The organism is Oerskovia gallyi, assembly GCF_014836745.1.
Classification (GTDB): Bacteria; Actinomycetota; Actinomycetes; order Actinomycetales; family Cellulomonadaceae; genus Oerskovia; species Oerskovia paurometabola.
Genome location: NZ_JACSQE010000009.1, coordinates 144,789 through 169,704, shown reverse-complemented (window position 1 = coordinate 169,704; position 24,916 = coordinate 144,789). Strand labels below are relative to the sequence as shown.

The following is a 24,916-nucleotide window of genomic DNA, read 5'->3' as shown; positions in this document are numbered from 1 at the left end:
GGCCCCGCGGGGGCGCGGGCCCGGGGGGGGCCCTTCGTCGTGCGCGAGGGACGGCGGAGCCGGTCAGTCCTGACCGATCCAGCGCCACCCGAGGGGAGTCGCGACAGCGTCCACGGTGCGGTCGTGCTTCTCGAGGGGCAGCGGACGGTCGGTCGCGTCGTAGACCTCCTCGGGGAAGACGACCGCGATCACCTTGGTGCCGGGGCGCACGTGCTCGAGCGCGCGGTCGTACCAGCCGCCGCCCTGCCCGAGGCGGACCCCGTTCGAGTCGACCGCGAGCGCGGGCGCGATGACGACGTCGGCGTCGGCGAGCGCGGCCGCCCCGAGCGTGGGGCCGCTCGGCTCGGGCGGCCTGCCCGGGGCGCGGACCTGGAGGTCGTGCGCCCCGTCGAACTCGGCCCAGTCACGCTGGAGGCCGGCGCCCAGGACGGGCAGGAGGACGCGGACGCCCCGGGCGGAGAGCCGCTCGAGCATCGCCGTGGTGCCGGGCTCGGTGGGGCGCGCCGCGTACGTCGCGACGCACCGCGCGGACAGGACTTCGGGGATGGTCTCGATCACGTCGGCGATCGCCTGGGCCGCTTCGTCGCGGCGGCGCTCGGTGCGTGCGGATCGAGCAGTGCGGATGGCTTTTCGGAGGATCTCCTTCGCGTCCTCGGGTTCGATGCTTCCATGCAGGGGATACGGCTGAACCGGGCCACTCATGCGCCTATTGTCGCAAAGGTTCGGGCAAGAAGTGTCCGTGGTGCCGTCGTCGGACGGAAAGGTCCGGATCGCGGAGGGTCGAGGGTGCGCAACGGATGCCGTGCCGTCCGCCCGGGTGCATGCTGCTGCTGGTGTCGGTGTGTCAGGTCGTGATACACCCTGTCCACCAGGCGTCGCGTCGGTGATCCTGGTGCTCGAAGGCACGACGTCTCGGGCTCTGCAGCCGAGGACGGACGATCGATGGGCACGGGAACTATGACGAGCAAGCTCGCGCGGACGTGGAGCGTGTCGAAGCCGTGGCCGGTGACGCTCCGCGAGGACGCCACCGACGGCAGCGTGGTGCTGCGACCGTTGCGCCGCAAGGACGGGCACGCGTGGATGACGTTGCGTGCCCGCAACGCGTCGTGGCTCGAACGCTGGGAGGCGACGTCGCCCCGGCCCGGCGCGGGCGGCGGACCGCCGACCTTCGGGGAGTACGTGCGCATCCTGTCCGCCCAGGCGCGCGCGGGCACGACGTTGCCGTTCGCGGTCGAGCTGGACGGCGAGCTCGTCGGGCAGCTCACGGTGTCGAGCATCACGTACGGGTCGTTGTGCTCGGCGAGCGTCGGGTACTGGGTGGGGGAGCACGTCGCAGGACGCGGTGTGACCCCCACCGCGGTCGCGATGTCGGTCGACTACTGCTTCCAGGTCCTGGGCCTGCACCGCATCGAGATCAACATCCGCCCGGAGAACGGTCCGAGCCTGCGCGTCGTGGAGAAGCTGGGCCTGCGGGACGAGGGCGTGCGCGAGCGCTACCTCCACATCCAGGGCCAGTGGTGCGACCACCGGACCTTCGCGATCACGACCGAGGAGGTCCCCGACGGCCTGCTGACCCGCTGGCAGGAGCGGCGCCGCGACGCCCCATAGTGCATGGTCCGGTCAGGGAAAAGGACCGACACGCCGTGCGGCGTCCGGGAGCCCACCTGGCGGCTCGCCTACGGTCGGCATGTGGAATCGACGACGGGCTCGGCAGGCGTGGCGGTCCTTGCCCTGTTCGTGATCTGGTTCGCCTACTACGTGCCGCACCGCGTCAAGCAGCGTCAGCAGTTCCTGGACTCGCGGGTCGAGGACCGGTTCTCCGGCTCGCTGCGGGTCCTGGGGGTCGCGTCGGGCAAGCGTGAGCGCCGTGCGTCCCCGGGCCACCTGGGGGCTGCCGAGGGGCGATCGCTGCTCCTGGGGCCGGCCCTCGCGACCGAGCCCGACGTCGGGCTCCTGCTGCGGGTCTCGGACGCAGGCACGGACGCACCGAGAGAAGTCCAGCAGGTCACGACCGGTGGCACCGGCCACCGGTCGTCGTCGAAGGAGGGGCCGCAGACCATGGAGAACGACGTCCGCACGGGAGACCCTCGCCCGTCCATCGCGCCCGGGCGGCGCGCCGAGGGCGGCACCGCCGACACGTCCGTGCCCCGCAAGGCGCCCTCGTCGTCGCGCATCGCCCTGCTCGAGCGCCGCGCCAAGGCGGCGCGGCGCCGCCTGGTGCTGACGCTCCTGCTGCTGCTCGCGACCGCGGGCGCGTGGGTCGCCGTCGGCTTCGGCCTGGTGTCCTGGTACGCGGCCGCGGGCCCGACGGCGGCGCTGGTCCTGGTCCTCGTCCTGGGGCGTCAGGCGGTGCTCGCCGCGCGCCGGGCCGACACCGCGTGGCTCGCGGACCGTCGAGCCGCCGCCAGGGAGGCCGCACGCGCCTCGCGAGGGCCCGTGCAGGGCAGCCCGGTGGCTCCGCGCAACGTCCACCCCTCGCGCGTCACGGGGCACGCCGTGCGGCCCTCGCAGACGAGCACCCAGATGATCCCGCGCGTCACGCCCGCCGACCTCGAACGTGGTGCCGCGCGCAGCCGGGACCGGCGTCCGGCGACCGGATCGACCGCCCGCGTCGAACCGGAGCCCGACCTACCCCGACCCCGGACCGGGGCCAGCGGCGGCGAGCTGTTCGACGACCGGCAGCGCGAGAAGCCGGTCGTCGTCGTGGTCGAGGCGGAGGTCGCCGAGGTCGCGCCTGCCGAGGCGCGCGACGAGGCGCCCCGCCCCGAGCGGACGGCACCGTCGACCGACGGCGAGGCCGGCGACGCCTGGGAGCCCGTGCCGGTCCCACGCCCGACGTACACCATGAAGCCCACGGCCTCCGAGACCGGCGTCGCGCCGGTCCAGGTGGCCGTCCCCGTCGCGCCGGCTGCCACGCCGCGTCCCGCCCCCGAGGGGCCGGGCGCGGGGGTGACCGGCTCGCCGGTGGTGCCGGCCGTGCCGGTGTCGACCCGTCCTGCCGTCCCTGCGGCGGGCGACGACAAGAAGCCCAAGACCGAGACGCTGGGCCTGGACCTCAACGAGATCCTGGCCCGCAGGCGCGTCTCGGGCGGGTAGGTCCCCCGCGCGGGGGCCTGGCGGGGCCGCGAGGGCGACGGATTGTCGAAGCACTCGAATCAGGTGCTAATGTTGACCTCGCTCTGGGGCTATGGCGCAGTTGGTAGCGCGTCTCGTTCGCAATGAGAAGGTCGGGGGTTCGAATCCCCCTAGCTCCACCAGGCACAAGGCCCGGAACCGTCAGGTTCCGGGCCTTCGTCGTTCCGTCACCCTGTACAGGCTGGGGGCCAAGTGGGGGGATCGTTCGTCATGCCCGGGTCAGGCGTTCAGGCGTGTCGTGAGGCCCTCGAGCACGGCCTGGGCGAAGTCGTCGGCGGCCGAGGGCACGAGGTCGGTGATGCGGTAGGCCCGGTGAGCCACTCGGCCGCGGGGTGGGTCTCGCTGGTCGTACCGCCCGGCGCGCTGCCGGTCACCGGGGCCATCCACACGCTGAGTCCGTCACCCGAACCGGCTTCTCGGAACCGCTACCGTGATCCCGTGAAGCTGAGAGTGGCCGCGGTACAGGCGGAGGCGATCCCGGGCGACACGGTCGCCAACGTCGAGAAGGCCGCACGTCTCACGGCCGAGGCAGCCGCGGCGGGTGCGCGCCTCGTCGTCCTCCCCGAGGCGTTCGTGACGGGCTACGACGACGCCGTCTTCGCGCGACCGCTGCCTCGTGCCGACGACCTGTCCTGGACGTCGCCGCTGCAGCGTACGGTCGACGCCACCGGGGCCGTCGTCGTGCTGAACACGGCGCTCGACCACGGGGACCGTCGCGCGCTGACGAACCTGGTGCTCGCGCCGGGGCGCGCTCCATGGGTCGCCTACGACAAGCAGCACCTGCACGCGAGCGAGCGCGATACCTTCTCCGCGGGGCCCGGCGGCGCGAGCCTGACCGTCGACGGGGTCGAGGTCGCCCTCTCCGTCTGCTACGACGCGAACTTTCCCGAGCACGCCGCCGCGGCCGCCGCCGACGGGGCGAGCGTCTACGTCAACAGCGGCGCGTACTTCCCCGGCGGCGCCCACCGGCGGGACCTGCACTACGCGGCCAGGGCGCTCGACAACGGGATGTACGTCGTCTTCGCCGGTCTCGTCGGGGCCCCGAGCGACTTCATCGGTGGGTCGGCGGTCTTCGACCCGGTCGGGCGTCGTGTCGCGCACGTCGAGTCCCGCGAGGGGCTGGCGATCGCCGACGTCGATCCGGCGGTGCTCGCGGCGGCCCGCGCCGCGCAGCGCATGTGGACGGACAGGCGCCCGGCGCTCGGCGAGCGAGCCCGCGAGACGGTCTTGCCGGGCTGACCCGCACCTGGTGCGCGGGTAGCGTCGGCGTCCATGGACACCTCTGCGCCCGTCTTCGTCGCCGGTCCCGCCTCGTGGAACGAGCTCGTCTACCTCGACGCCCTGCCCGAGCCGCGTTCGCAGACGCTGTTCGCCGAGCGACACCGCGCCACGGTCGGTGGCACGTCGGCGGGTAAGGCCCTGAACCTGCGCGCCGTGGGCCGCGAGGTCGTGCTGCGCACGGTCCTGGGGACCGACGACGTCGCTCCCCGCGTCGAGGACGTCCTGCGGCGGGCGGGGGTCACGCTCCTCGTGGAGCCGTCGCCGGACGGCCGGACGGAGCGCCACCTCAACCTCATGGGCGGGGCGGGGGAGCGGTTGTCCATCTACCTCCAGGCGCCCGGCGAGGTAGCCCCGGGGTCGACGTGGGACGCCGCCGTCGCGGCGCTGACCGCGGCCCCGGCCGTCGTGGTCGACCTCGCGCTGCCCGCCTTGCCGCTGCTGCGCGAGGCGCGCCGTCTGGGCAAGGACGTGTGGTGCGACGTGCACGACTACGACGGCGAGGCCGAGTTCCACCGCGAGTTCGTCGAGGCGGCCTCGTACCTGTTCCTCAGCTCGGACCGGCTCCCGGGGTACCGGGCCTTCATGGAGGCCCGGGTGGCGGCCGGTGCGCGGCTCGTGGTGTGCACGCACGGTGCACGGGGGGCGAGCGCCCTCACCGCAGACGGCGACTGGGTCGAGGTGCCGGCCGTCGCCGTCGAGCGCGTCGTGGACACCAACGGTGCGGGCGACGCGTTCTTCGCGGGCTACCTCGACGCCCACCTGCAGGGGGCGGGGGTCGCCGAGGCGCTGGGCGAAGGTGCGCGGCGCGGTGCGCTGTGCGTGCAGAGCCCGGACCTGGCGCCGCTCGGCTGACCGACGGCGCCGCGGGCGGGGCGCCGGGCGCCAGTCTCATCGCGGGCCGCTGCCCGCGATGGGGAGATCAGGAACCGGCGACGCACTCGATCGGGCGGCCGTTCACGTCGTGGATCCCCGGGCCGAGCTCTGCGCACTCGCCCATGAGCCACACGAGGGTCGCGGCCCAGATCACGATCGCCACGATCACGAGGAACGAGATCGTGATCGCGGCCACGGCCCACCAGTTGTTGAGCCTGGCTCGGCGTGACTTCACGAGCCCGACGATCCCGAGGACGAGCCCGACCAGCGACAGAGGGATCGAGAGCACGAGCCCGACGATGCCGAGGACCTTGCCGGGGTTGTGGACGACGGGCTCGGGGTGGGTCACGGTGCTTCCTCGGTGTCTACGGTGCGGGCGTGCGGGTGCGGCGGGTGTTCGGCGCACGAGCGGCCGTGGGCCCCGACCGGAGATCGGTCGAGGCCCACGGGGCGCGGTGCGGTGACAGGTGTCACGGGCAGGGGACGGTCTCGCCCTGCCACACGATGGTCTCGCCCGAGGGGACGCCCTCGCAGGCCTCGAGGAGGGCGTTGCCCGCCACGAGGAAGAAGATCCCGACGACGATCGAGGCGATGAGCAGGACCGCGCCGACGATGATCCCGGCGAGGGCGAAGCCGTTCTTGTAGCCGGCCTTCTTCGACTTGACCAGCGCGACGATGCTCAGGACCACACCGATCAGCGACGTGCAGGTGAGGATGGACAGCACGAGGCCCACGATGCCCAGCGTCTTGCCGGGGTCGGTCGCGGGGGCGGTCGCGCCGTACCCCTGGGGGGCGGGTGCCTGCGGTGCACCGTACTGGGGCGCCTGCGGCGCGCCGGAAGCCGGTGCGCCGTACTGGGGCGCCTGGGGTGCCTGGCCGGCAGCCGGGTCCTGGGGGGCGCCGTAGGGGTCGGGCGTGCCGGACGGGTTCTGCTCGGGGTTGGACATGTCGCTCCTCGTGGTGCGGGCAGGGTTCGCGGCCCAGTATGGCGTGCCCGGTGACCCTGGACAACGGGTGCTCACACCGTGTCGGGCGTGACGTCGTCGGGCCTGTGACGAGCCGACCGGATGTGAAGGTCTCGTGGCGTCGACGATCTCGTGGCGGACAAAACCTACGCTTGCGTAGGTTGTACGGGTACTGTCGGTCACGTTCGCGACGAAACCACCCGTCGGATGCGCTGCCTCCGGGCGCCGCGTCTGCGACCACGAGAGGCCATCCTTTGACGCTCGACGCCACCGCTCCTGGCCGCACGCAGTCTCCGCGTGAACGCCAGGTCAGCGAGTTCACCGCCCTCACCCGCACCGTCCAGGAGCTCGGCCTCATGCGCCGCCGCTACGGCTACTACTGGACCAAGTTCGCCGTCCTGCTCACGCTGCTCGCCGCGACCGGGGTAGCCTTCGTGCTCATCGGCGAGTCCTGGTGGCAGATGGGCATCGCCGCGCTGCTCGCCGTGCTCCTCACGCAGACCGCCTTCCTCGGCCACGACGCTGCGCACCGCCAGATCTTCCGGTCGGGCGGCTGGAACGACTGGGCGAGCCTGGTGGTCGCCAACCTGCTGGGCGGCCTGTCCTACGGCTGGTGGCAGCACAAGCACTCGCGTCACCACGCCAAGCCCAACACGCGTGGCGGCGACCCGGACATGATCAACGGCGTGCTCGTGTGGGAGACCGAGACGCTCACCGAGACCAAGAGCGGGCTGCGCGCCTGGTTCGCGGCACGCCAGGGGTACCTGTTCTTCCCCCTGCTGCTGCTCGAAGGCCTCAACCTGCACGTCTCGGGGATCAAGACCATCTTCGGCCGAGGGCCGGTCAAGCGCCGCACCGTGGAGATCGTCTTCGTCGTGGCCCGCCTCGGCGGGTACCTCGCGGCGGTGTTCCTGGTCCTGCCGGTGGGGATGGCCTTCGCGTTCCTCGGCGTCCAGCTCGGCCTGTTCGGGGTGCTCATGGGGGCGTCCTTCGCGCCCAACCACAAGGGCATGCCGACCGTCGCACCCGACGTCAAGATCGACTTCCTGCGTCGTCAGGTGCTCATGTCCCGCAACATCACGGGCGGGCGCTGGGTCGACGTCGCGATGGGCGGCCTGAACTTCCAGATCGAGCACCACCTCTTCCCGAGCATGCCGCGTCCCTCGCTGCGCAAGGTCCGTCCGATCGTCAAGGAGTTCTGCGCCGAGCGGGGCATCCTCTACACCGAGACGACCCTCGTGGACTCGTACCGGATCGTGGTCCGGTACCTGAACCGGGTGGGCCTCGCGGCCCGCGACCCGTTCCAGTGCCCCCTCACGGCTCAGTACCGTTCGGTACGCTGAGCCTGCGGGCTGTCGACTCCGGCTGGCTCGCGCGACATCGGGCGACGGAGCCCCACGGCGACGCGCCGCGACTCGGCGCGGCACACGCAGTAGGGGATGATAGAGACGTGAATTCACGGAAGGCCCGATTTGTCCTGTTCGCCTCGACCCTCGCCCTGACCACGTCCCTGCTGGCCGCCTGCGGCGACGGCGACGTGACGGGTGAGCGGCCCGAGGTCCAGACCGAGGACCTGCGTGCCGCGGCGGTCGACCAGATCGCGCCCGTGCTCGTCCTGACCTCGACCGACCCCGCCGAGCTGGCGCTCACGGCGAGCCAGTCGTTCTTCTCGCGGGCCCCCGTCGTGGTCCTGGCCGACGCGGACGACGAGACCGCGCAGGACGCCGCCGCAGCCGCTGCGCTCGAGCTGCACGCTCCGGTCCTGCTCATGGGCGGGGCGATCGCCGACAGCGGGCTCGCGAAGGAGATCGAGCGCCTCGGCGCCGTCACCGCGGTCGTCGTGACGCCGGACCGGGCGCCGAACGTGGATGCGGCCGGGGTCGTGACGGCGGGAGCGGCCGCCGTGCCCGCGGCGTCGAGCGAGGATCTCGAGCAGGAGGCGAAGGGCTCGGTCGAGGCCATCGCCCCTTCCCTCGACGCGGTCGCGCTCGACGCAGGTGCTCTCGTCGAGACCGTGGACGGTGGGACCGAGATCGACGAGAACGACCTCGCAGAGGTGCGCGCCCAGCTCCCCGACACCGCGTCACCCCGCCTCCTGACGGAGGTCCTCGCGCTCGTCGACGAGGCGCCGGGTCAGACGGCGGCCCTCGCGACCGCGCAGGCCGCCGGGGTGGTTCCGTTCGCGGTCGCCGGCGGGGACCCGCGGGCGACGAGCGCATCGGTCCAGGCCATGGCCAAGGCCAAGGCGCTGGCCGTCGTCGGGATCGGTGAGTCGTTCGGCACCGTCGAGGACCTCACGGCGCGCGTGCGCGCCGCGGAGACGGGCGTGGAGCTCGCCGGGGGCGGGCAGCTCGTGTCCGCGGGCAAGCGCTACGTGGTGCTGCCCTCGACCACGGTCCCGTCGACGCCTGCCAGGACCGCGGAGATGGTCGAGAAGGCGGCGGCCCGCGCCGAGCCGTACGTCGCGGTCGCGACCGCGGAGGGCGACCAGACGGTGACGGTCCCGACGGTCGAGCTCGTCGTGACGGAGTCGTCCGGGGCTGCGGGCAAGGATGGCAACTACTCGACCGAGCTCGCGGTCGAGGCGGTCCGTCCTGCGGTGCAGGCCGCGCTGGACGCGGGGCAGCAGGTGCTCCTCGAGATCCAGCCCGGCCGGGCGACGTTTGCCGACCAGGTCGAGCGGTACGCCGACCTGCTCGCGCTGCCCGGCGTGGGCGTCTCGCTCGACCTCGACGCACGACGCGCGGGCGGGACGGTGAAGAAGGACGGCGAGGTTCCCGCTGAGGAGATCAACGAGGTCGTCTCCTCGCTGGAGAGCCTCGTGAAGGCCAAGGCGCTGCCGCAGAAGCTGCTGGTCGTGCACGCCTCGACGCCGAGGTCGGTGACGAACATGGGGGCTCTCGTCACGACGAGCGACTCGGTCGTCGTCGTGGTGCACTCCGACGTCGCGGGGTCCTACGCCGCCCGGACCAAGGCCTGGGAGACACTCACGGCCGGGGCGCCGGGAGCGTTGCGCTGGGGTCGGACCGACCTCGTGGGCGAGGTGACGCCCGAGCGGGCCGCGACCACGGAGCCCGTCACGCCGGATCCTCTCGTCGTCGTCGTCGAGTAGGTCGGGCTCGCCGCGCCGTCGCGTTCTTGTCTCCCTCAGCCGGGCCGGTTACGGTATGTCGGCCAGCACAGACGAATCGATTCGATTCGGTCGCTTCGAGACAACCACGACGACGAGGTCCCCGATGGTCGCCATCATTCCCCAGCCCCTGCAGGTCGACTCCCGGGCGGGAGACGACGCGCTCCGGCTCGAAGGGGCCGTCGTCGTCGCTGGTCCCTCCGCGGCCGAGCAGCACGTCGCCGCGTACGCGGCCGAGCTCCTGACGCGTGCGGCAGGCACACCGGTCACCGTGGCGGACGCCCTGCCCGACGGCGCCCCCGCCGTCGAGCTGCGTCTCGCCGAGGACGCGGGCCCAGCGGGGTCGGTCAGCCCGGAGCGCCACACGATCGAGGTGAGCGGGTCGAGGGCCGTGCTGACGGCTGCCCTGCCGGTCGGTCTGTTCGACGCCGTGCAGACCCTCCGCCAGCTCGTGACCGAGGGGGAGCACGGCGCCGAGGTGGGCGCCGTCGTCGTGCGGGACGCCCCCCGCTACGCCTGGCGCGGCCTCTCGCTCGACATCGCCCGCAACTTCTTCCCGCTCGAGCAGCTCGAGCTCGTGATCGACGTCCTCGCGTCGTACAAGCTCAACGTCCTGCACCTGCACCTCACGGACGACCAGGGGTGGCGCATCGAGACGCCGTCGCGCCCCGAGCTCGCGAAGCTCTCGTCCGACACCTCGACGAGCGGCAAGGCCGGGGGCCACCTGAGCCTCGCGGACTTCCGCCGCCTGCAGGACTACGCCGCGGACCGCTTCGTGACCGTCGTCCCCGAGATCGACCTGCCCGGGCACACCAACGCCGCGACGGCGGTCTACGGCGAGCTGCGCGCCGACGGGCAGCGCACCGCCAGGTACGAGGGCATCGAGGTCGGGTTCTCGCAGCTCACCTACGACCTGCCCGCGACCGAGCCCTTCCTGCGCGACGTCCTCGGAGACATCGCCGCGATCACGGACGGCGACTACATCCACGTCGGTGGCGACGAGGCCCTGACCCTCGGGGCGGAGGAGTACGCGAAGTTCATCGCGCTGCTCGAGGAGATCGTGCTCGGCACGGGCAAGAAGGTCGTCACCTGGCAGGAGGCCGCGCAGGCCGACACCCGGCCCGAGACCCTGGTCCAGTACTGGGACACCCGCACCGACGTCGCCCCCTTCCTGGCCGCTGCCGAGCGTGGCTCGCGCTTCATCATGTCCCCCGGCAACCACGCGTACCTCGACATGAAGTACACCGCCGAGTACCCCCTGGGGCAGGACTGGGCCGGGCTGATCGAGCTGCGCACCGCGTACGACTGGGACCCCGCCGAGATCATCCCGGGGCTGCCCGCCGACCAGGTCGAGGGGGTCGAGGCCGCGATCTGGACCGAGACGCTGTCGACCCAGGACGAGCTGTTCCACATGCTGCTGCCCAGGCTGTCCGCCGCCGCCGAGGTCGCCTGGACCGCTCCCGAGCGCAAGGACTGGGAGGACTACCGTCGCCGCGTCGTGAGCGAGGCCGCGACGTGGCGCCGTGAAGGGCTCCCGTTCCACGAGACCCCGCAGGTCGACTGGTCCTAGCGGACCGCTCGGGGCCGAGCATGCGGTCGACCGCATGCCCGGCCCCCGCCTCGGCCCCGGCCCCGGGTCCGCGTCCAGCCCCGGGGCTCGCTAGATCCAGCTCGGCAGCCACATGTGCAGGCGCCAGAACCACTCGGGGACGTCCATGGCCGTCCAGATCGGGTAGAAGAAGATGCTCATCACCACGATCACGGTCATGAGCGCGGTCACCCCCCAGATCACCCAGCCCCTGGCCGAGGGGAGCCGCTCGGTGCGTTCGAGCAGGACCGTCACGACGTAGACGAGCGCGAGGACCACCCACGGCGTGAACACGATCGCGTAGAACGTGAAGATCGTGCGGTCCGGGTACGCGAACCAGGGGAGCCAGCCCGCGACGAGGCCGCTGAGGACGGCCGTGGCCCGCCAGTCCTTGCGCCACACCAGGAGCACCACGGTCGCGACGACCGCGAGGGCCGCCGACCACCACAGGACCGGGTTCCCGAGCGACGTGACGACGCGCGCGCACTCGTCGTAGCCGCAGCCCGTCACACCGTCGGACCCGTCGCGGTAGTAGAACGACGTCGGGCGCCACTGGACCAGCCAGCCGATGGGCTTGGAGGCGTACGCGTGCTCGGCGCTGAGCCCGGTGTGGAAGTCCATCATCTTCTGGTGGTACGCCCACAGCGACCGCAACGACTCGGGGAGCCACTGCACGCCCTCGCCCGGGTGCTCCGCGGCCCAGTCCCGCAGGTACGCGCTCGGCGAGCGGAACCAGGAGAACCACGTGGCCAGGTAGGTGAGCGCCGCGGTGGGCAGCATGATCAGGGCGGCGGGGACGGCGTCGAGCAGGAGCGCGTCCTCCCACCACCGCTTGATCCCGACGGCGCGGCGCGCGCTCGCGTCCCACAGCACCGACAGCAGGGCGAAGACCGCGAGGAAGTACAGCCCGGACCACTTGACCCCGCACGCGAGGCCGAGCGAGACCGCCGCCGCGAAGCGCCACCACCGCCACCCGAGCCACGGCCCGTACCGACCGATCTCCTGGCCCGCATCGAGGATCGCCCCCACCTTGTCGGCGAGCCGCCGCCTCGCCTGCTCGCGGTCCAGCAGCAGGAAGCCGAACGCGACGAGCACCCAGAACATGAGGAAGTTGTCGAGGAGCCCCGTGCGCGAGTGCACGATCGCCATGCCGTCGATCGCGAGCAGCCCGCCCGCGAGGATGCCCATCGCGGTCGACGCGAACAGGCGGCGCGCGATCCGGGCCAGGAGGAACACCGCGAGCACGCCGACCAGCGCGGTCGAGATGCGCCACGACCACGGGTTCTCGGCGCCCCCGAAGAGCTGCATGCCGCCCGCGATCATCCACTTGCCCAGGGGAGGGTGGACCACGTAGTCGGGCACGCTCAGGAAGGTGTCGACGTTCCCGGCCTCGAACGCCGGGTTGGGCTCGTCCGGCCACTTTGCCTCGAACCCCACCCGCAGCAGGGTGTACGCCTGCTTGACGTAGTACGTCTCGTCGAAGACGAGGGTGCCGGGGCGCCCCAGGTCCCACAGGCGCAGCACACCGGCGAGCAGCGCGACGAGCCCGGGGCCGAGCCAGCCCCACAGCCGGTCCTTCGACGTCGCCCCGAGCGCGAGGCGGCGCGCGCCGAGCAGCGTGAGCAGCAGGCGGTCGCGGGCGGGCAGGGCCGGGTCCGGTGCGTCGGTCGCCTCGACCGCCTCGGCCCGGGGTGCCGGGAACGGGTCGTCGGTCGCGGGGGCGGGGACGGCCGGCGTCGGGTCCGAGGAAGGCTGGGGCACGTCGGCCATCGTAGGACGTGGAACGCTAGGGGGTATGAGCAACGCCCGCCCCACGCCCGCGTCCACCCCCGAGTCGCCCGCCCCCCTGCCCGACGGCGCCGCACCGGTCCGGGCCGCAGCGCACCCCGCCGAGGTGGGCGAGCACGTGGGAGGCGACGCGCCCGAGGCGCGCGACGGCGTCGGGCCGGAGGACGAGACCTCCACGGCGAGGGACGACGAGACCCCGGACGAGCAGGAGCCGGTCGGGCGCGGTGCCAAGGACGACGGGCATCTCGTCCTGGCCGCGACACCCATCGGCAACGTCGAGGACGCGAGCCCGCGGCTGAGACGCCTCCTGGCGGAGTCCGCGGTCGTCGCGGCCGAGGACACGCGCCGGCTGCACGCCCTCGCCACGCGCATGGGCGTGTCGATCGGCGGGCGCGTCGTGAGCTATCACGAGCACAACGAGGTCGAGCGGGCCGACGAGCTGCTCGACGTCGTCGAGGGCGGTGGCACGGTCGTGATCGTGACCGACGCCGGCATGCCCTCCGTCTCGGACCCCGGTTACCGCGTCGTGACGCGGGCCGTCGAACGCGACCTGCCCATCACCTCGGCCCCCGGCCCCAGCGCGGTCCTCACCGCGCTCGCGCTGTCGGGGCTGCCGACCGACCGCTTCTGCTTCGAGGGCTTCCCGCCGCGCAAGCCCGGCGAGCGGGCGCGCACGTTCGATGCGCTCGCGCGCGAGCCCCGGACCATGGTCTTCTTCGAGGCCCCGCACCGGATCGACGACACGCTCGCCGCGATGGCCGAGGGCTTCGGCGCAGACCGGCCCGCGGCGGTGTGCCGCGAGCTGACCAAGACGTACGAGGAGGTCCTGCGCGGCACGCTCGGCGAGCTCGCGGCCGAGGCCGCCGACCGCCAGCTCCGTGGAGAGATCTGCGTCGTCGTGGCCGGGGCACCGGCGCGCGAGGCCGTGTCCGTCGAGGAGCTCGTCGCCGAGGTCCTGGCCAGGGTCGCCGCAGGGGAGCGTCTCAAGGAGGCCGTCGCCGAGGTCGCGACCGCCGCGGGAGTGCCCAAGCGCGACCTGTACGCGGCGGCGCTCGCAGCGCGCAAGGCCTGACGGGAGCCGTGTGTCAGAACGAGCGTGACCCCGGGCCACGCTCGTTCTGACAACCCTCACGCCTCGGTCGAGCGCACCAGCTCGACGCCCGCCGCCGCGAGCTCGACCCGGGCCGCCTCGCCGAGCTCGGCCGACACCGGCACCGTGAGGTCCGTCAGGACCCGGGTCGCGAGCCCCAGCGCGTGCGCGTCGAGCGCGGTCGCCCGGACGCAGTGCGACTCCGCGATCCCGACGACGTCGGCCGACGCGACGCCCGCCTCCTGGAGGATCTGCGCGAGGGAGCGGCCCTCGCCGTCGACCCCCTCGAAGCCCGAGTACGCCGCCTGGTACTCGCCCTTCTTGACGCTCGCATCGGGAGCGAGGTCCGCGAGGGCCGGGTGCAGCTCGGCGTTCGGCGTGCCCGCGAGGCCGTGCGGCGGCCACGTGTCGACGAAGTCGGGAACCTCGGGGGCCGTCGCGAAGTGGTGGCCCGGGTCGACGTGCCAGTCCTGGGTCGTCACCACGAGGTCGTAGCCCGCGCGGTGCTCGGCGGCGAAGACCGCGATGGCCTCGGCGACCGCGTCGCCGCCCTCGACCGCGAGCTCACCACCCTCGCAGAACGTGGGCTGGACGTCGACGACGATCAGGGCGCGGCCCGTGGCCGGGGTGTCGGTGCTGGTCATGGCACCACTCTGCCACCGCCTGGTGGGGCGGGGAACGCTCGTGGTTCGTAGGCTGGGTCGAGATCCGCCGGCGGACCTCGTCGGACGGTCCGAGCGAAGGAGCCCGACGATGAGCACCACAGGCGCGACCGACCGCCCGAGCCCGACCGAGCAGGCGACCGAGCCTGCGCCGGCGCCGTCCGCGGGACCCGCGCCGGGGGAGCGGCCCGTCGGGTACTGGCTCAAGCTCGTCGACCGGCTGATCGACCAGAGCTTCGACGACGTCTTCCTGCGCACCGGCCTCACCCGCCGCCACTGGCAGGTCCTCAACATGATCCGCGACGGCGTCTCGGACGCCACGACGGTCGACAGCGTCCTGTCGCCGTTCGCGACGCCCGGCGGTACCGGGGTGGCCACGGGCCAGGCGGCCGGGGTCACCGCCGAGATCTCCGACCTGCGGACCCGAGGCTGGGTCGCTCAGGGAGGATCGGGTTGGGAGGTGACGGTCGCGGGCCAGCACGCCTACCACGACCTGCTCGACGCCGTCTCGATCTCGCGCGAGCGGCTCGCCGAGGGCATCACGCGCGAGCAGTACGACCAGACGATCGCGACCCTCGAGCAGATGGCCCGCAACCTCGGGTGGGCACCGGGGACCTGAGCCTAAGGACGGCGGGCGCGGGCGCGCGCCTGTGGATCACGCCGCCGAGGGGACCCGGACCGCGTACCCTGACGGCGCGAGCCGCACCGGTCAGGGGAACGGTCCTGCCCGACGGCGCCGCGCACGCCCGCCGTCCACGGTCGCCGCCCGCGCCCGCCGCTCACGAGACACCGCCGCCCGACGAGACACCGAGGACCGACCATGCTTCACGACGAGGCCCTTCGCGCCGTCCAGGACCCGGCAGCCCCGGCGAGCGTGCTCGCCCAGGTCGCGGCCGAGCACCCCGACCTGCGCCCGCGCGTCGCCGCGCACCCCGGCGCCTACCCCGACCTGCTCTCCTGGCTCGCGGCCTGGGGCGACCCGGCCGTCGACGCCGCGCTCGCGGCCCGTGCGCAGGAGGGGGCCGACGCGCCCCGGTTCGCCTCGCCCTACGCACCCCGCCCCGCCGCGACGGCGTACCCGACCGCACCACGTCCCGCTGCGACGTACCCGACGGCGACCCACCCCGCCGCGATGTACCCGGGCGGGGCGCCCTACGCCGTCGGGCCGCAGGTCGCCGCAGCCCACGGGCCGCAGCCCTCGGCCCAGCGGCGGGCCCGCGTCACCCTGCTCGCCGTGCTCGCAGGCCTGGTCCTGGTGCTCCTCGTGGCGCTCGTCGTGTTCCTGGCCACGACCGGCGGAACCCCGTCCGCCGCGCCCGCGGCCCCGGCAGAGCCAGGCCGGAGCGCCTCGCCCGGCACCTCGCCGGCGCCCGATGACCAGGGCTCGGCGTCGGACGCGCCCGCGGACGCGACGCCCGACCACGGCCTCCTCGCCGGGGCCGGCGACCCGGCTGCCCCCGTGACGATCGAGGTCTACGTCGACTACATGTGTCCCATCTGCGGCCAGTTCGAGGAGATCAACGGCCCGGGTCTCACTGCCCTGCGGGAGGGAGGGAGCGCCCGCGTGGTCGTCCATCCCGTCGCGATCCTCGACCGCTACTCGCAGGGCTCGCGGTACTCGACGCGCGCGGCCGCATCGGCCGCCTTGGTCGCCGACCGGGCCCCTGACGCGTTCCAGGACTTCCACGCCGGTCTCCTCGCGGGACAGCCGGAGGAGGGGACGGCAGGACTGAGCGACGGGCAGATCGCGGACGTCGCCCGTGCGGCGGGAGTGCCCGAGGATGTCGTCGCCGAGATCGCCGACGGCAGCGCGTCCCAGTTCGCGAGCTGGGTCGCCGCGGCCACCGGCACCGCGACGGGCGACCCGGCCCTCGCGGGCCCGCGAGGCTTCGGCACGCCGACCATCGTGATCGACGGCGAGCGCTGGGAAGGGGACTGGACCGACCCGCAGGCGCTCACGCAAGCGGTCGAGGGCGAGTCCGTCTGAGCCCGTCGTCCGACCCCGCGGACCGGCCGACGCCCCGGCGCGGGGCAGGCGTACCCTGCCATGCATGCCACGCGAGATGGAGTTCCGCCGGATCCCCGGCCTGCCCCCCTACGTCTTCACGATCATCGACTCGCTCAAGCTCGAGGCACGCCGCGCCGGGCGCGACGTGATCGACCTGGGCTTCGGCAACCCCGACCTGCCGAGCCCGCAGATCGCGGTCGACAAGCTCGCGGAGGCGGTCCACAACACGCGCAACCACCGCTACTCGGCGTCGCGCGGCATCCCCAAGCTGCGCCAGGCGGCGGCGGACATGTACCAGCGCAGGTTCGGCGTGACGCTCGACCCCGACACCGAGATCATCTCGACCATCGGCGCCAAGGAGGGGTTCAGCCACCTCATGTGGGTGCTGCTGCAGCCGGGCGACGCCGCGATCGTGCCGACTCCCAGCTACCCCATCCACATCTGGGGCCCGTACTTCGCGGGGGCCGACGCCCGGCAGGTCGCGATCGGTGACGGCACGGACGCGGCCGGGTATATCGACCGCGTGATGGAGTCGTGGGAGTACGGGTGGCCCAAGGCGCGGGTCGTCGTGCTGTCCTTCCCGCACAACCCGACCACGACGATCGCGACCAAGGAGGACCTGCAGCGCCTGGTCGACTGGGCCCGCGAGCGCGACGTGGTCCTGGTGCACGACCTCGCATACGCCGACATGACGTTCGACGGCTGGCGTCCGCCCTCGATCATGGAGTGCGACGGGGCCAAGGAGGTCGCGGTCGAGCTCTACTCGATGACCAAGTCGTACTCGATGGCGGGCTGGCGCGTGGCGTTCCTCGTGGGCCGCCCGGACGTCGTGGGCGCGCTCGCCAAGCTCAAGTCCTACCTGGACTACGGCACGTTCCAGCCCATCCAGATCGCGGCGACCGTCACCCTCAACGAGGCCCTCGACTTCCCCACGGAGGTCTCGGCGGTCTACGAGTCGCGCCGCAACACGCTGTGCGACGGCCTGGACCGCATCGGGTGGGACATCCACCGGCCGAAGGGCACCATGTTCGCGTGGGCGCGCATCCCCGAGCCGTACCGCGAGATGGGGTCGATCGAGTTCGCGACGCACGTGATCGAGGAGTGCGACGTCGCGGTCTCGCCCGGCGTCGGGTTCGGCCCGGGCGGCGACGGGTTCGTGCGGTTCGCGCTCATCGAGAACGAGCAGCGCACGGCGCAGGCGATCCGGAACCTCAAGAAGGGCCTGACGCGGTTGCAGTAGCGGCCGGTCCGACGGCGGAGCGCACCCGGGGGCGCTCCGGCGTCGGGCGAGGGGCGAGGGCGCCGCGTGCTGCGGCGCACGATCGCTGCGACGATGAGCGAACCCCGTCCCGGAGGTGAGGCGCCCGTGAGGCAGAGACCGTCCGTCGTGCTGCTCGTGGCAGTGCTCGGCCTCGCGGCCGCGTGCTCGGGCGGCCCCGCCCCCGGGCCGAGCGTGGTGACGACGGCCCCGCCGGTCCCGACGCCCACCTCCTCGCCCGCTCCCGGCGGGGGGACGACGGTGGTCCCGACGGTCGGCACGACGGCGATCGCACTGGTCGACGACCTCGCGTCCCCCTGGGGTCTGGCGGCCCTCCCGGACGGGCGGCTGGTCGTGACGTCGCGCGACGAGGGGACCGTGAGCCTCCTGGACCTGGCGGCGGGCACGGTCGCCGTGGTCTCGGGTCCTGGCGCCGAGGCGCTCACGTCCGGGACCGACCACGGAGGCGAGGGGGGACTGCTGGGCGTCGCGGTCTCGCCGACCTTCTCGGCCGACGGCACGGTCGTGGTCTACCGGACCGGCGCGGACGGCAACGAGGTGCTGCGCGGGACCCTCGACCCGGGTGCGGCCGTGCTCGGCGAGCTGACGACCGTCGTGGACGGCATCCCGAAGGCGGGCAACCACAACGGCGGGCAGGTCGCGTTCGGGCCCGACGGGTTCCTGTACGTCGCGACGGGAGACGCGGCCGAGCCGGGGGCCGCGCAGGACCCGGGCTCGCTCGCGGGCAAGATCTTGCGGCTCACGCTCGACGGCGAGGCAGCGCCGGGCAACCCGGACGGCTCGCGCGTGTGGAGCCTGGGCCACCGCAACGTGCAGGGCCTGGGCTGGGACGCGACGGGGCGGATGTTCGCGAGCGAGTTCGGGCAGAGCACGCTCGACGAGGTCAACGTGATCGTCCCGGGCGGCAACTACGGCTGGCCGGACCGCGAGGGGACGCTCGGCGGGACGGCGGCCGCGGACGGCACGGTGTTCGTCGACCCGGTCGCGACCTGGCCCACGACGGAGGCGAGCCCGAGCGGTCTCGCGGTCCTGCCCGACGGCGTCTACGTCGCGGGGCTGCGCGGCGAGCGCCTGTGGCGCCTCCCGTTCGCGTGGGGCGAGGACCAGACACCCGACGGCGCGGCCCCGCCCACGGCGTTCGGCGCACCCCAGGCCCTGCTCGCGGGGGAGTGGGGGCGGTTGCGGGCCGTGCTCCCGTTCCCCTCCCCGGGACCGGGCCGGCCGTGGTCGCTGCTCGTGCTGACGAACGAGACGGACGGGCGCGGGAGCCCGTCCGCGGGCGACGACCACCTGCTGCGGGTCGACCTGACGACCCGCTGAACGGGTGCGTCGCCCTCGGTGGTCCGGGGCGTCGCCCTCGGCATGGTCCTGGGACGGCGGCGCAGCAGCCGGGCCGAGCCAACTACGATGAGGACCATGCCTGACGCAGCCTCGGAGACCTTCTATCTCACGACCCCGATCTACTACGTGAACGACGCCCCGCACATCGGGCACGCGTACACGACGGTCGCGGCCGACGTCGTCACCCGCTGGCACCGCCAGCGCCAGGAGCCCGTGTGGTTCCTGACGGGGACGGACGAGCACGGGCAGAAGGTCATGCGCACGGCCGAGGCCAACGGCGTGACCCCCCAGGAGTGGGCGGACCGCCTGGTCGAGAGCTCGTGGAAGCCGGTCCTGCACACGCTCGACGCGCTCAACGACGACTTCATCCGCACCACCCAGCCGCGCCACACCGAGCGTGTACAGGCGTTCATCCAGGACCTGTACAACAAGGGCGAGATCTACGCGGGCTCGTACGAGGGCCCGTACTGCGTGGGCTGCGAGGAGTACAAGCTCCCGGGCGACCTGGTCGACGGCACGGGCGAGCACGAGGGCCAGAAGCTCTGCCCCATCCACGGCAAGCCCGTGGAGATGCTCTCCGAGCAGAACTACTTCTTCAAGATGAGCGCGTACCAGGACCGCCTGCTCGCGCTCTACGAGGCGCACCCCGAGTTCGTCCAGCCGGCCAGCGCCCGCAACGAGGTGCTCGCGTTCGTCAAGGGCGGGCTCCAGGACCTGTCGATCTCGCGCAACACGTTCGACTGGGGCATCCCCATCCCGTGGGACACCACGCACGTGCTCTACGTGTGGTTCGACGCGCTGCTCAACTACGCGACCGCCGTCGGGCTGGACAGCGACGACCCCGAGCAGCAGGCCAAGTTCGCGGCCACGTGGCCCGCGAGCGTGCACCTCGTCGGCAAGGACATCCTGCGCTTCCACGCGGTGATCTGGCCCGCGATGCTCATGGCCGCGGGCCTGCCCCTGCCCAAGACCGTGTTCGCGCACGGCTGGCTCCTGGTCGGCGGCGAGAAGATGAGCAAGTCGAAGCTCACGGGCATCGCGCCGAGCCAGATCATCGACCACTTCGGGTCCGACGCCTTCCGCTACTACTTCATGCGCGCCATCGCGTTCGGCCAGGACGGGTCGTTCTCGTGGGAGGACCTCGCCGCCCGCTACAACGCGGAGCTCGCGAACGGGTTCGGCAACCTGGCCTCGCGCGTCGCGGCCATGGTCGGCAAGTACTACGGCGGCGTGCTGCCGCTCGCGGGCCCCGCGGGCCCGGCCGAGCAGGCGCTCGAGCAGGTCGCCGCCCAGGCGGTCGCAGCCGCCGAGAAGGCGATCGACGCGCTCGCGATCCACGAGGCCATCAACGCGGTGTGGACGCTGGTCGACGCCACGAACCTGTACCTCACGGAGCAGGAGCCGTGGAAGGTCGCCAAGGCCGACGAGGAGAAGCTGCCCGACGGCGGATCGACGCAGGAGGGCCGTCTCGCCACGATCCTCGTCACGGCCGCCGAGGCCCTGCGCTCGCTCGCGGTCCTGCTGCACCCGATCACCCCGAAGGCCGCCCAGGCGCTCTGGGCCTCGCTCGGTGCCGAGGCGCCGCTCGGTGCGCTCGCGGTCCAGCCGGTCGACGGCGCCGCCCGCTTCGGTGCGCTCCCCGCGGGGACCACGGTCACCAAGGGCGCGTCGCTGTTCCCGCGGCTCGAGGACCCGGTCGTCGAGGGCGCCTGACCGTGGCCCGCAAGCGTGAGCGCGGGTGGCCGCCCGCCCCCGAGGCGTTGCCGCTGCCCGTGGTCGACGACCACACGCACCTCGAGTCGATCGCGGGCGTCCTGCCCGACGTCGACGAGGAGGGGCGAGCGGTCCCCGTCCCCACGGTCGCGCAGCATCTCGAGGACGCGGCCCGGGTCGGCGTGGACCGCATGGTCCAGGTCGGCTGCGACCTGCCCTCGGCCCGCCTCACGGACACCCTGGTGCGTGAGCACCGGGCGCTGGTCGGGGCGATCGCGATCCACCCGAACGAGGCGACCCTGCACGCAGGCGTCACGGAGGTGGGGCCCGACGGGCTGACGCCGACGCCCGAGGCACGTCACGCCGTCGGGCTCGACGACGCGATCGCGGAGATCGCCGCGATCGCTCGCGGCAACGACCGGATCCGCGCGATCGGCGAGACGGGCATGGACCTGTTCCGTACGGGTCCCCAGGGCGCGGCGGTCCAGCGCGCGTCGTTCCGCGCGCACGTCGCGCTCGCCAAGGAGCTCGGGCTCCCGATCCAGATCCACGACCGGGACGCGCACGCCGAGGTCATCGAGGTCCTGCTCGCCGACGGTGCGCCCGAGCGGACGGTCTTCCACTGCTTCTCGGGCGACGCCGAGATGGCGCGGCTGTGCGCCGCGCAGGGCTGGTACCTGTCGTTCGCCGGTCCGGTGACCTTCGGGGCCAACGACGAGCTGCGGGCGGCCCTGGCGGCGGTCCCGCTCGGACAGGTCCTCGTCGAGACCGACGCGCCCTACCTCACGCCGCACCCGTACCGCGGGCGGCCCAACGCGCCCTACCTCCTGCCGCACACCGTGCGCACCGTCGCCGCTGTCACGGGGTCGCCCCTCGTCGAGGTCTGCGAACGGCTGAGCGCGACCGCCGAGCAGGTCTACGGACCCTGGTGACCCGGGCCTGACCGACGCGACGGGGCGTCGTCGGCGACGACGCGCCGGACGGGCTTCCCCCGGGGGTCGCGTATCCATTACGGTCTGCATGTCCGTGATGCCCGGTGCATCGCGGGCCGGGATGCGAGAAGAACGGATGGTTCACGTGGTCGGTCGCGCGAGCGCCCTCAGGGACTCCCTGACGGGCAGGCGGCGCTTGGTCGCGCAGGCGGCAGTCCTCGCGACCGTGGTCGGTGCGACCGGGGTCTTCGCGCTCGCCCACAAGTCGGTGACGATCGACCTCGACGGCGAGGTCCGCACCGTGAGCGCCTACGGTTCCACGGTCGGCGAGCTGCTGGCGTTCCAGAAGATCGCGGTCAAGGACGGTGACCTCGTCGAGCCGGCGACCACGGTCGCGGCGAGCGACGGAGGCACGATCGTCGTCCGGACGAGCCGTGAGGTCTCCCTCGAGCTCGACGGGGAGCCGCAGACCTTCGTCACGACCGCGAGCACCGTGGGGGAGCTCATCAGCGCCCTCGGCCCGCGAGCCGAAGGTGCCAAGACGTCGGCGTCACGCTCCCAGTCGATCGGGCGTGAGCAGATCCGCGTGTCGACGCTCAAGACGGTCCACGTCGCCGTGGACGGCGGGATCGTCTCGGCCACCACGGCCGAGGCGTCGGTCCAGGGGGTCCTGGACCACGCGGGGATCGTCCTGGCCGCGGGGGATGCGGTCTCGGTGCCCCTCGGTGCCGCGGCGGTCGACGGCATGCTCATCCTGGTCACCCGCGCAGCGCAGGGCGCGGCAACCGTCACGGAATCGCTGCCCTTCGCCACGGAGGAGGTCAAGGACCCCTATCTCCCGCAGGGGCAGCGCAACGTCCGGACCTCCGGCAAGGTCGGCGAGGCGATCACGACCTACGAGATCCAGACGGTCGGAGGGGCCGAGGTCTCGCGGACGGTGCTCGAGCGGACCGTCGTCCGTGAGCCGCGCACCGAGGTCGTCGTGGTCGGCACGCTCGACCCGTCGACGATCAAGGTCGACCCGGGTTCCTCCAAGGCGATCGCCAAGTCGCTCGCCGCCCAGCGCGGCTGGGGCGACGACCAGTTCGCGTGCCTCGACCTGCTCTGGACGAAGGAGAGCAAGTGGAACGCGACCGCGGAGAACCGGTCGAGCGGTGCCTACGGCATCCCGCAGGCTCTCCCGGGGTCCAAGATGGCCAGCGCAGGAGCCGACTGGCGGACCAACCCCGCGACCCAGATCACCTGGGGTCTGGGGTACATCGAGGGGCGGTACGGCACGCCCTGCGGAGCGTGGAGCCACTCGCAGGCCAAGGGGTGGTACTGACCGCTCGCGGAGGCGCCGACGTTCTCGGGAAACTGTGAAGGTTTCACCCACGAGCCGCGTATCACGCCCGTGACATAGGTGGAGGAAAGCGGACAGAACCATCCCGGGACGCGTGTCGCAGGGTTGGCACCGGATAACGGATCGGTTACGGTCAACTGTCGCGCGCTGCTGCCCGTCCTGTCGTCACCCGCTCATCGCCGGGTGCGGAACCCGCCCATCACCGGGGGCCCCAGGACCGGAGGGTGCGCGTCCTGCTGTGGTCCTGAGCACCGGGCCGTCGGCGGAAAACGACAGCCGGATCGGTCGTTTCGGACCCTGCGGTGGGACGCCCTCGGGCGACCCGCCCCGACGCTCCTCGGAGCGGCGGGACCGCCGGTGGCGCACCGCGCCGCCCGAACTCCGTGCCCGGGAGGCTCGACGACTGGACTCGAGTGAAGAACCCCCTAGACCGGACCGCACACGCGGCCAGCGCCACTGCCCCCGTTTCTTCGACTTCTGATGGTGTCGAGGCTGAGGCCTCCGCCACTCCTGCTTCGCGGCGTCGCCGTTGGCCCTTGATCGCCGGTGCGACTGCTGTCGCGCTCGTGGCGACGGGTGCGGTTGCCTATGGTTCCGCGAAGAAGACCGTCGAGCTCGATGTCGATGGTGAGATCACGACGGTGAGCACGTTCGCCGGCTCGGTCGAGGGTCTCCTCGCCGAGGAGGGTGTGCGTGTCACCGACAAGGACTTGATCGCTCCTGCGGGTGATGCGGCGCTGAAGAACGGTGCTGACGTCGTCGTGCGGTACGGGCGTCAGGTGACCGTGCAGACCGATGGTCAGCAGAGCGACGTGTGGGTCACGGCTCTGGACGCGGACGAGGCGCTCGACACGCTCTCTGGTCGTGGCGCGGACGTGCGCCTGGTCGCCTCCCGCTCCGGCGCCGACGGCCGTGCGGCGCTGCCGCTGCGCCTCGACGCGAACGGGCCCGTGACCGTCGTGGCCGACGGCCAGACCACGACGGCCCCTGACGGCAGCATCGGCGTCAACTCGATCCTCGACCAGCAGGGGGTCGTGCTCGGTGAGCAGGACCGCGTCTCGGTCGCCCGCGACGAGGCTGCGGACCCCGCGGTCTCCCTGGTCGTCCAGCGCGTCGCCGTGAGCGACGTCCCGACCGTCACGCCGATCCCCTTCGAGACGGTCACCGAGCAGGACGCGAACCGCTTCGCGGACCTGGACCCGGTCGTCAAGCAGGAGGGTGTCGAGGGCACCTCGACCAAGGTCGAGACCGTCACGACGGTCGACGGCGTCGAGGAGTCCCGCGCCCTGGTCTCCGACGGTGTGACGGCCGAGCCGGTCGCCAAGATCGTGGTGCAGGGCACCAAGGAGCGCCCGAAGCCCGCTCCGGCCCCCAAGGCCGCGGCGGCAGCCCCCAAGGCGAACGCACCGGCCGCCCCCGCCCCCGCCCCTGCGGCGGCTCCGAGCACGGTCGGCGGCGACGTCTGGGCCGCTCTCGCGAAGTGCGAGTCGGGTGGAAACCCCGCGACGAACACCGGCAACGGCTACTACGGCCTGTACCAGTTCTCGGCCGGTACCTGGAAGTCCATGGGCGGCTCCGGTCTCCCGTCGGACGCGTCCGCCGAGGAGCAGACGATGCGCGCCCAGATGCTCCAGGCGCGCTCGGGCTGGGGCCAGTGGCCCGCTTGCTCCAAGAAGCTGGGCCTGCGCTGAGCAGCAGGACGGCCTGACGGGCCCTGAGCCCGTCGCGCACGAGGGTGCGGTCGGCAGCGAGAGCTGCGGGCCGCACCCTTCGTCGTCCCCGAGGTGCG

At 73.0% G+C, this 24,916-nt stretch carries 21 protein-coding genes and 1 tRNA gene; 17 read left to right on the top strand and 5 right to left on the bottom strand.

The features are described from left to right. Window positions 1-63: 63 nt before the first annotated feature. Window positions 64-702 (bottom strand): 5-formyltetrahydrofolate cyclo-ligase, encoded by a 639-nt coding sequence (locus H9640_RS12625; RefSeq protein ID WP_138823037.1) that lies wholly within the window; start codon window positions 700-702, stop codon window positions 64-66. A gap of 240 nt (window positions 703-942) precedes the next feature. Between H9640_RS12625 and H9640_RS12620 the strand changes: the two genes are divergently transcribed. The 5 genes from H9640_RS12620 to H9640_RS12600 all read left to right on the top strand — a co-directional run bounded on the left by H9640_RS12620 (window position 943) and on the right by H9640_RS12600 (window position 5,268). Next, window positions 943-1,608 carry a GNAT family N-acetyltransferase gene (locus H9640_RS12620; protein ID WP_225227134.1) on the top strand — a complete coding sequence of 222 codons (666 nt, stop codon included), beginning with the start codon at window positions 943-945 and terminating at the stop codon, window positions 1,606-1,608. Window positions 1,609-1,689: 81 nt separating this feature from the next. Beyond that, complete coding sequence (locus tag H9640_RS12615; protein ID WP_191791051.1) at window positions 1,690-3,096, top strand: hypothetical protein; 1,407 nt, start codon at window positions 1,690-1,692, stop codon at window positions 3,094-3,096. Window positions 3,097-3,181: 85 nt separating this feature from the next. After that, window positions 3,182-3,257: transfer RNA gene (locus tag H9640_RS12610), tRNA-Ala, on the top strand. 316 nt (window positions 3,258-3,573) lie between these two features. After that, window positions 3,574-4,374 carry a carbon-nitrogen hydrolase family protein gene (locus tag H9640_RS12605; RefSeq protein ID WP_318243766.1) on the top strand — a complete coding sequence of 267 codons (801 nt, stop codon included), beginning with the start codon at window positions 3,574-3,576 and terminating at the stop codon, window positions 4,372-4,374. Window positions 4,375-4,407: 33 nt separating this feature from the next. Continuing rightward, the gene (locus H9640_RS12600) at window positions 4,408-5,268 is read left to right on the top strand and encodes a carbohydrate kinase family protein (RefSeq protein ID WP_191791049.1); all 861 of its coding nucleotides are present in this window, start codon (window positions 4,408-4,410) and stop codon (window positions 5,266-5,268) included. Window positions 5,269-5,335: 67 nt separating this feature from the next. Here the strand turns inward: H9640_RS12600 and H9640_RS12595 are convergent, their stop codons facing one another. Together H9640_RS12595 and H9640_RS12590 are read right to left on the bottom strand one after the other, a co-directional pair. After that, window positions 5,336-5,638, bottom strand: a complete 303-nt coding sequence (locus tag H9640_RS12595; RefSeq protein ID WP_191791048.1) for a hypothetical protein — start codon at window positions 5,636-5,638, stop codon at window positions 5,336-5,338. Window positions 5,639-5,759: 121 nt separating this feature from the next. Next, complete coding sequence (locus tag H9640_RS12590) at window positions 5,760-6,236, bottom strand: DUF4190 domain-containing protein (protein ID WP_191791047.1); 477 nt, start codon at window positions 6,234-6,236, stop codon at window positions 5,760-5,762. Between the two features lie 272 nt (window positions 6,237-6,508). Here H9640_RS12590 and H9640_RS12585 point away from each other — a divergent pair, with 272 nt between their 5' ends. From H9640_RS12585 to H9640_RS12575, 3 genes are all read left to right on the top strand, one after another. Beyond that, a complete protein-coding gene (locus H9640_RS12585) occupies window positions 6,509-7,597 on the top strand; it encodes a fatty acid desaturase family protein (RefSeq protein WP_225227133.1) in 1,089 nt (362 codons plus the stop codon). A gap of 107 nt (window positions 7,598-7,704) precedes the next feature. Next, a complete protein-coding gene (locus H9640_RS12580) occupies window positions 7,705-9,366 on the top strand; it encodes a hypothetical protein (RefSeq protein ID WP_191791046.1) in 1,662 nt (553 codons plus the stop codon). 124 nt (window positions 9,367-9,490) lie between these two features. Beyond that, the gene (locus H9640_RS12575) at window positions 9,491-10,954 is read left to right on the top strand and encodes a family 20 glycosylhydrolase (protein WP_225227132.1); all 1,464 of its coding nucleotides are present in this window, start codon (window positions 9,491-9,493) and stop codon (window positions 10,952-10,954) included. A 90-nt stretch (window positions 10,955-11,044) separates the two neighbouring features. Here H9640_RS12575 and H9640_RS12570 read toward each other — a convergent pair whose 3' ends face one another. Further along, the gene (locus H9640_RS12570) at window positions 11,045-12,742 is read right to left on the bottom strand and encodes a dolichyl-phosphate-mannose--protein mannosyltransferase (protein WP_191791044.1); all 1,698 of its coding nucleotides are present in this window, start codon (window positions 12,740-12,742) and stop codon (window positions 11,045-11,047) included. Window positions 12,743-12,767: 25 nt separating this feature from the next. On the opposite strand from H9640_RS12570, the gene rsmI reads away from it, so the two are divergent. Continuing rightward, window positions 12,768-13,832: a 16S rRNA (cytidine(1402)-2'-O)-methyltransferase gene (gene rsmI / locus H9640_RS12565; protein ID WP_225227131.1), complete on the top strand. Its 1,065-nt coding sequence runs from the start codon at window positions 12,768-12,770 to the stop codon at window positions 13,830-13,832. 56 nt (window positions 13,833-13,888) lie between these two features. Here rsmI and H9640_RS12560 read toward each other — a convergent pair whose 3' ends face one another. After that, on the bottom strand, window positions 13,889-14,494 hold the full coding sequence (locus H9640_RS12560; RefSeq protein WP_191791043.1) for an isochorismatase family protein: 606 nt from the start codon (window positions 14,492-14,494) through the stop codon (window positions 13,889-13,891). 109 nt (window positions 14,495-14,603) lie between these two features. On the opposite strand from H9640_RS12560, the gene H9640_RS12555 reads away from it, so the two are divergent. The 8 genes from H9640_RS12555 (at window position 14,604) to H9640_RS12520 (ending at window position 24,818) form a co-directional block, all read left to right on the top strand. Beyond that, a complete protein-coding gene (locus H9640_RS12555) occupies window positions 14,604-15,131 on the top strand; it encodes a MarR family transcriptional regulator (protein WP_191791042.1) in 528 nt (175 codons plus the stop codon). Between the two features lie 201 nt (window positions 15,132-15,332). Next, window positions 15,333-16,499 (top strand): variant leucine-rich repeat-containing protein, encoded by a 1,167-nt coding sequence (locus H9640_RS12550; protein ID WP_191791041.1) that lies wholly within the window; start codon window positions 15,333-15,335, stop codon window positions 16,497-16,499. 64 nt (window positions 16,500-16,563) lie between these two features. Further along, on the top strand, window positions 16,564-17,760 hold the full coding sequence (locus H9640_RS12545; RefSeq protein ID WP_204809784.1) for an aminotransferase class I/II-fold pyridoxal phosphate-dependent enzyme: 1,197 nt from the start codon (window positions 16,564-16,566) through the stop codon (window positions 17,758-17,760). Window positions 17,761-17,886: 126 nt separating this feature from the next. Then, window positions 17,887-19,119, top strand: a complete 1,233-nt coding sequence (locus tag H9640_RS12540; protein WP_318243764.1) for a PQQ-dependent sugar dehydrogenase — start codon at window positions 17,887-17,889, stop codon at window positions 19,117-19,119. A gap of 96 nt (window positions 19,120-19,215) precedes the next feature. Further along, on the top strand, window positions 19,216-20,853 hold the full coding sequence (gene metG, locus H9640_RS12535) for a methionine--tRNA ligase (protein ID WP_225227130.1): 1,638 nt from the start codon (window positions 19,216-19,218) through the stop codon (window positions 20,851-20,853). Window positions 20,854-20,855: 2 nt separating this feature from the next. Then, entirely contained in the window at window positions 20,856-21,785 is a 930-nt protein-coding gene (locus H9640_RS12530; protein WP_191791038.1) for a TatD family hydrolase, read from the top strand. 136 nt (window positions 21,786-21,921) lie between these two features. Further along, window positions 21,922-23,109: an aggregation-promoting factor C-terminal-like domain-containing protein gene (locus tag H9640_RS12525; protein WP_225227129.1), complete on the top strand. Its 1,188-nt coding sequence runs from the start codon at window positions 21,922-21,924 to the stop codon at window positions 23,107-23,109. 401 nt (window positions 23,110-23,510) lie between these two features. Further along, on the top strand, window positions 23,511-24,818 hold the full coding sequence (locus tag H9640_RS12520) for a transglycosylase family protein (RefSeq protein ID WP_404821900.1): 1,308 nt from the start codon (window positions 23,511-23,513) through the stop codon (window positions 24,816-24,818). The last annotated feature ends 98 nt before the right edge of the window (window positions 24,819-24,916 follow it).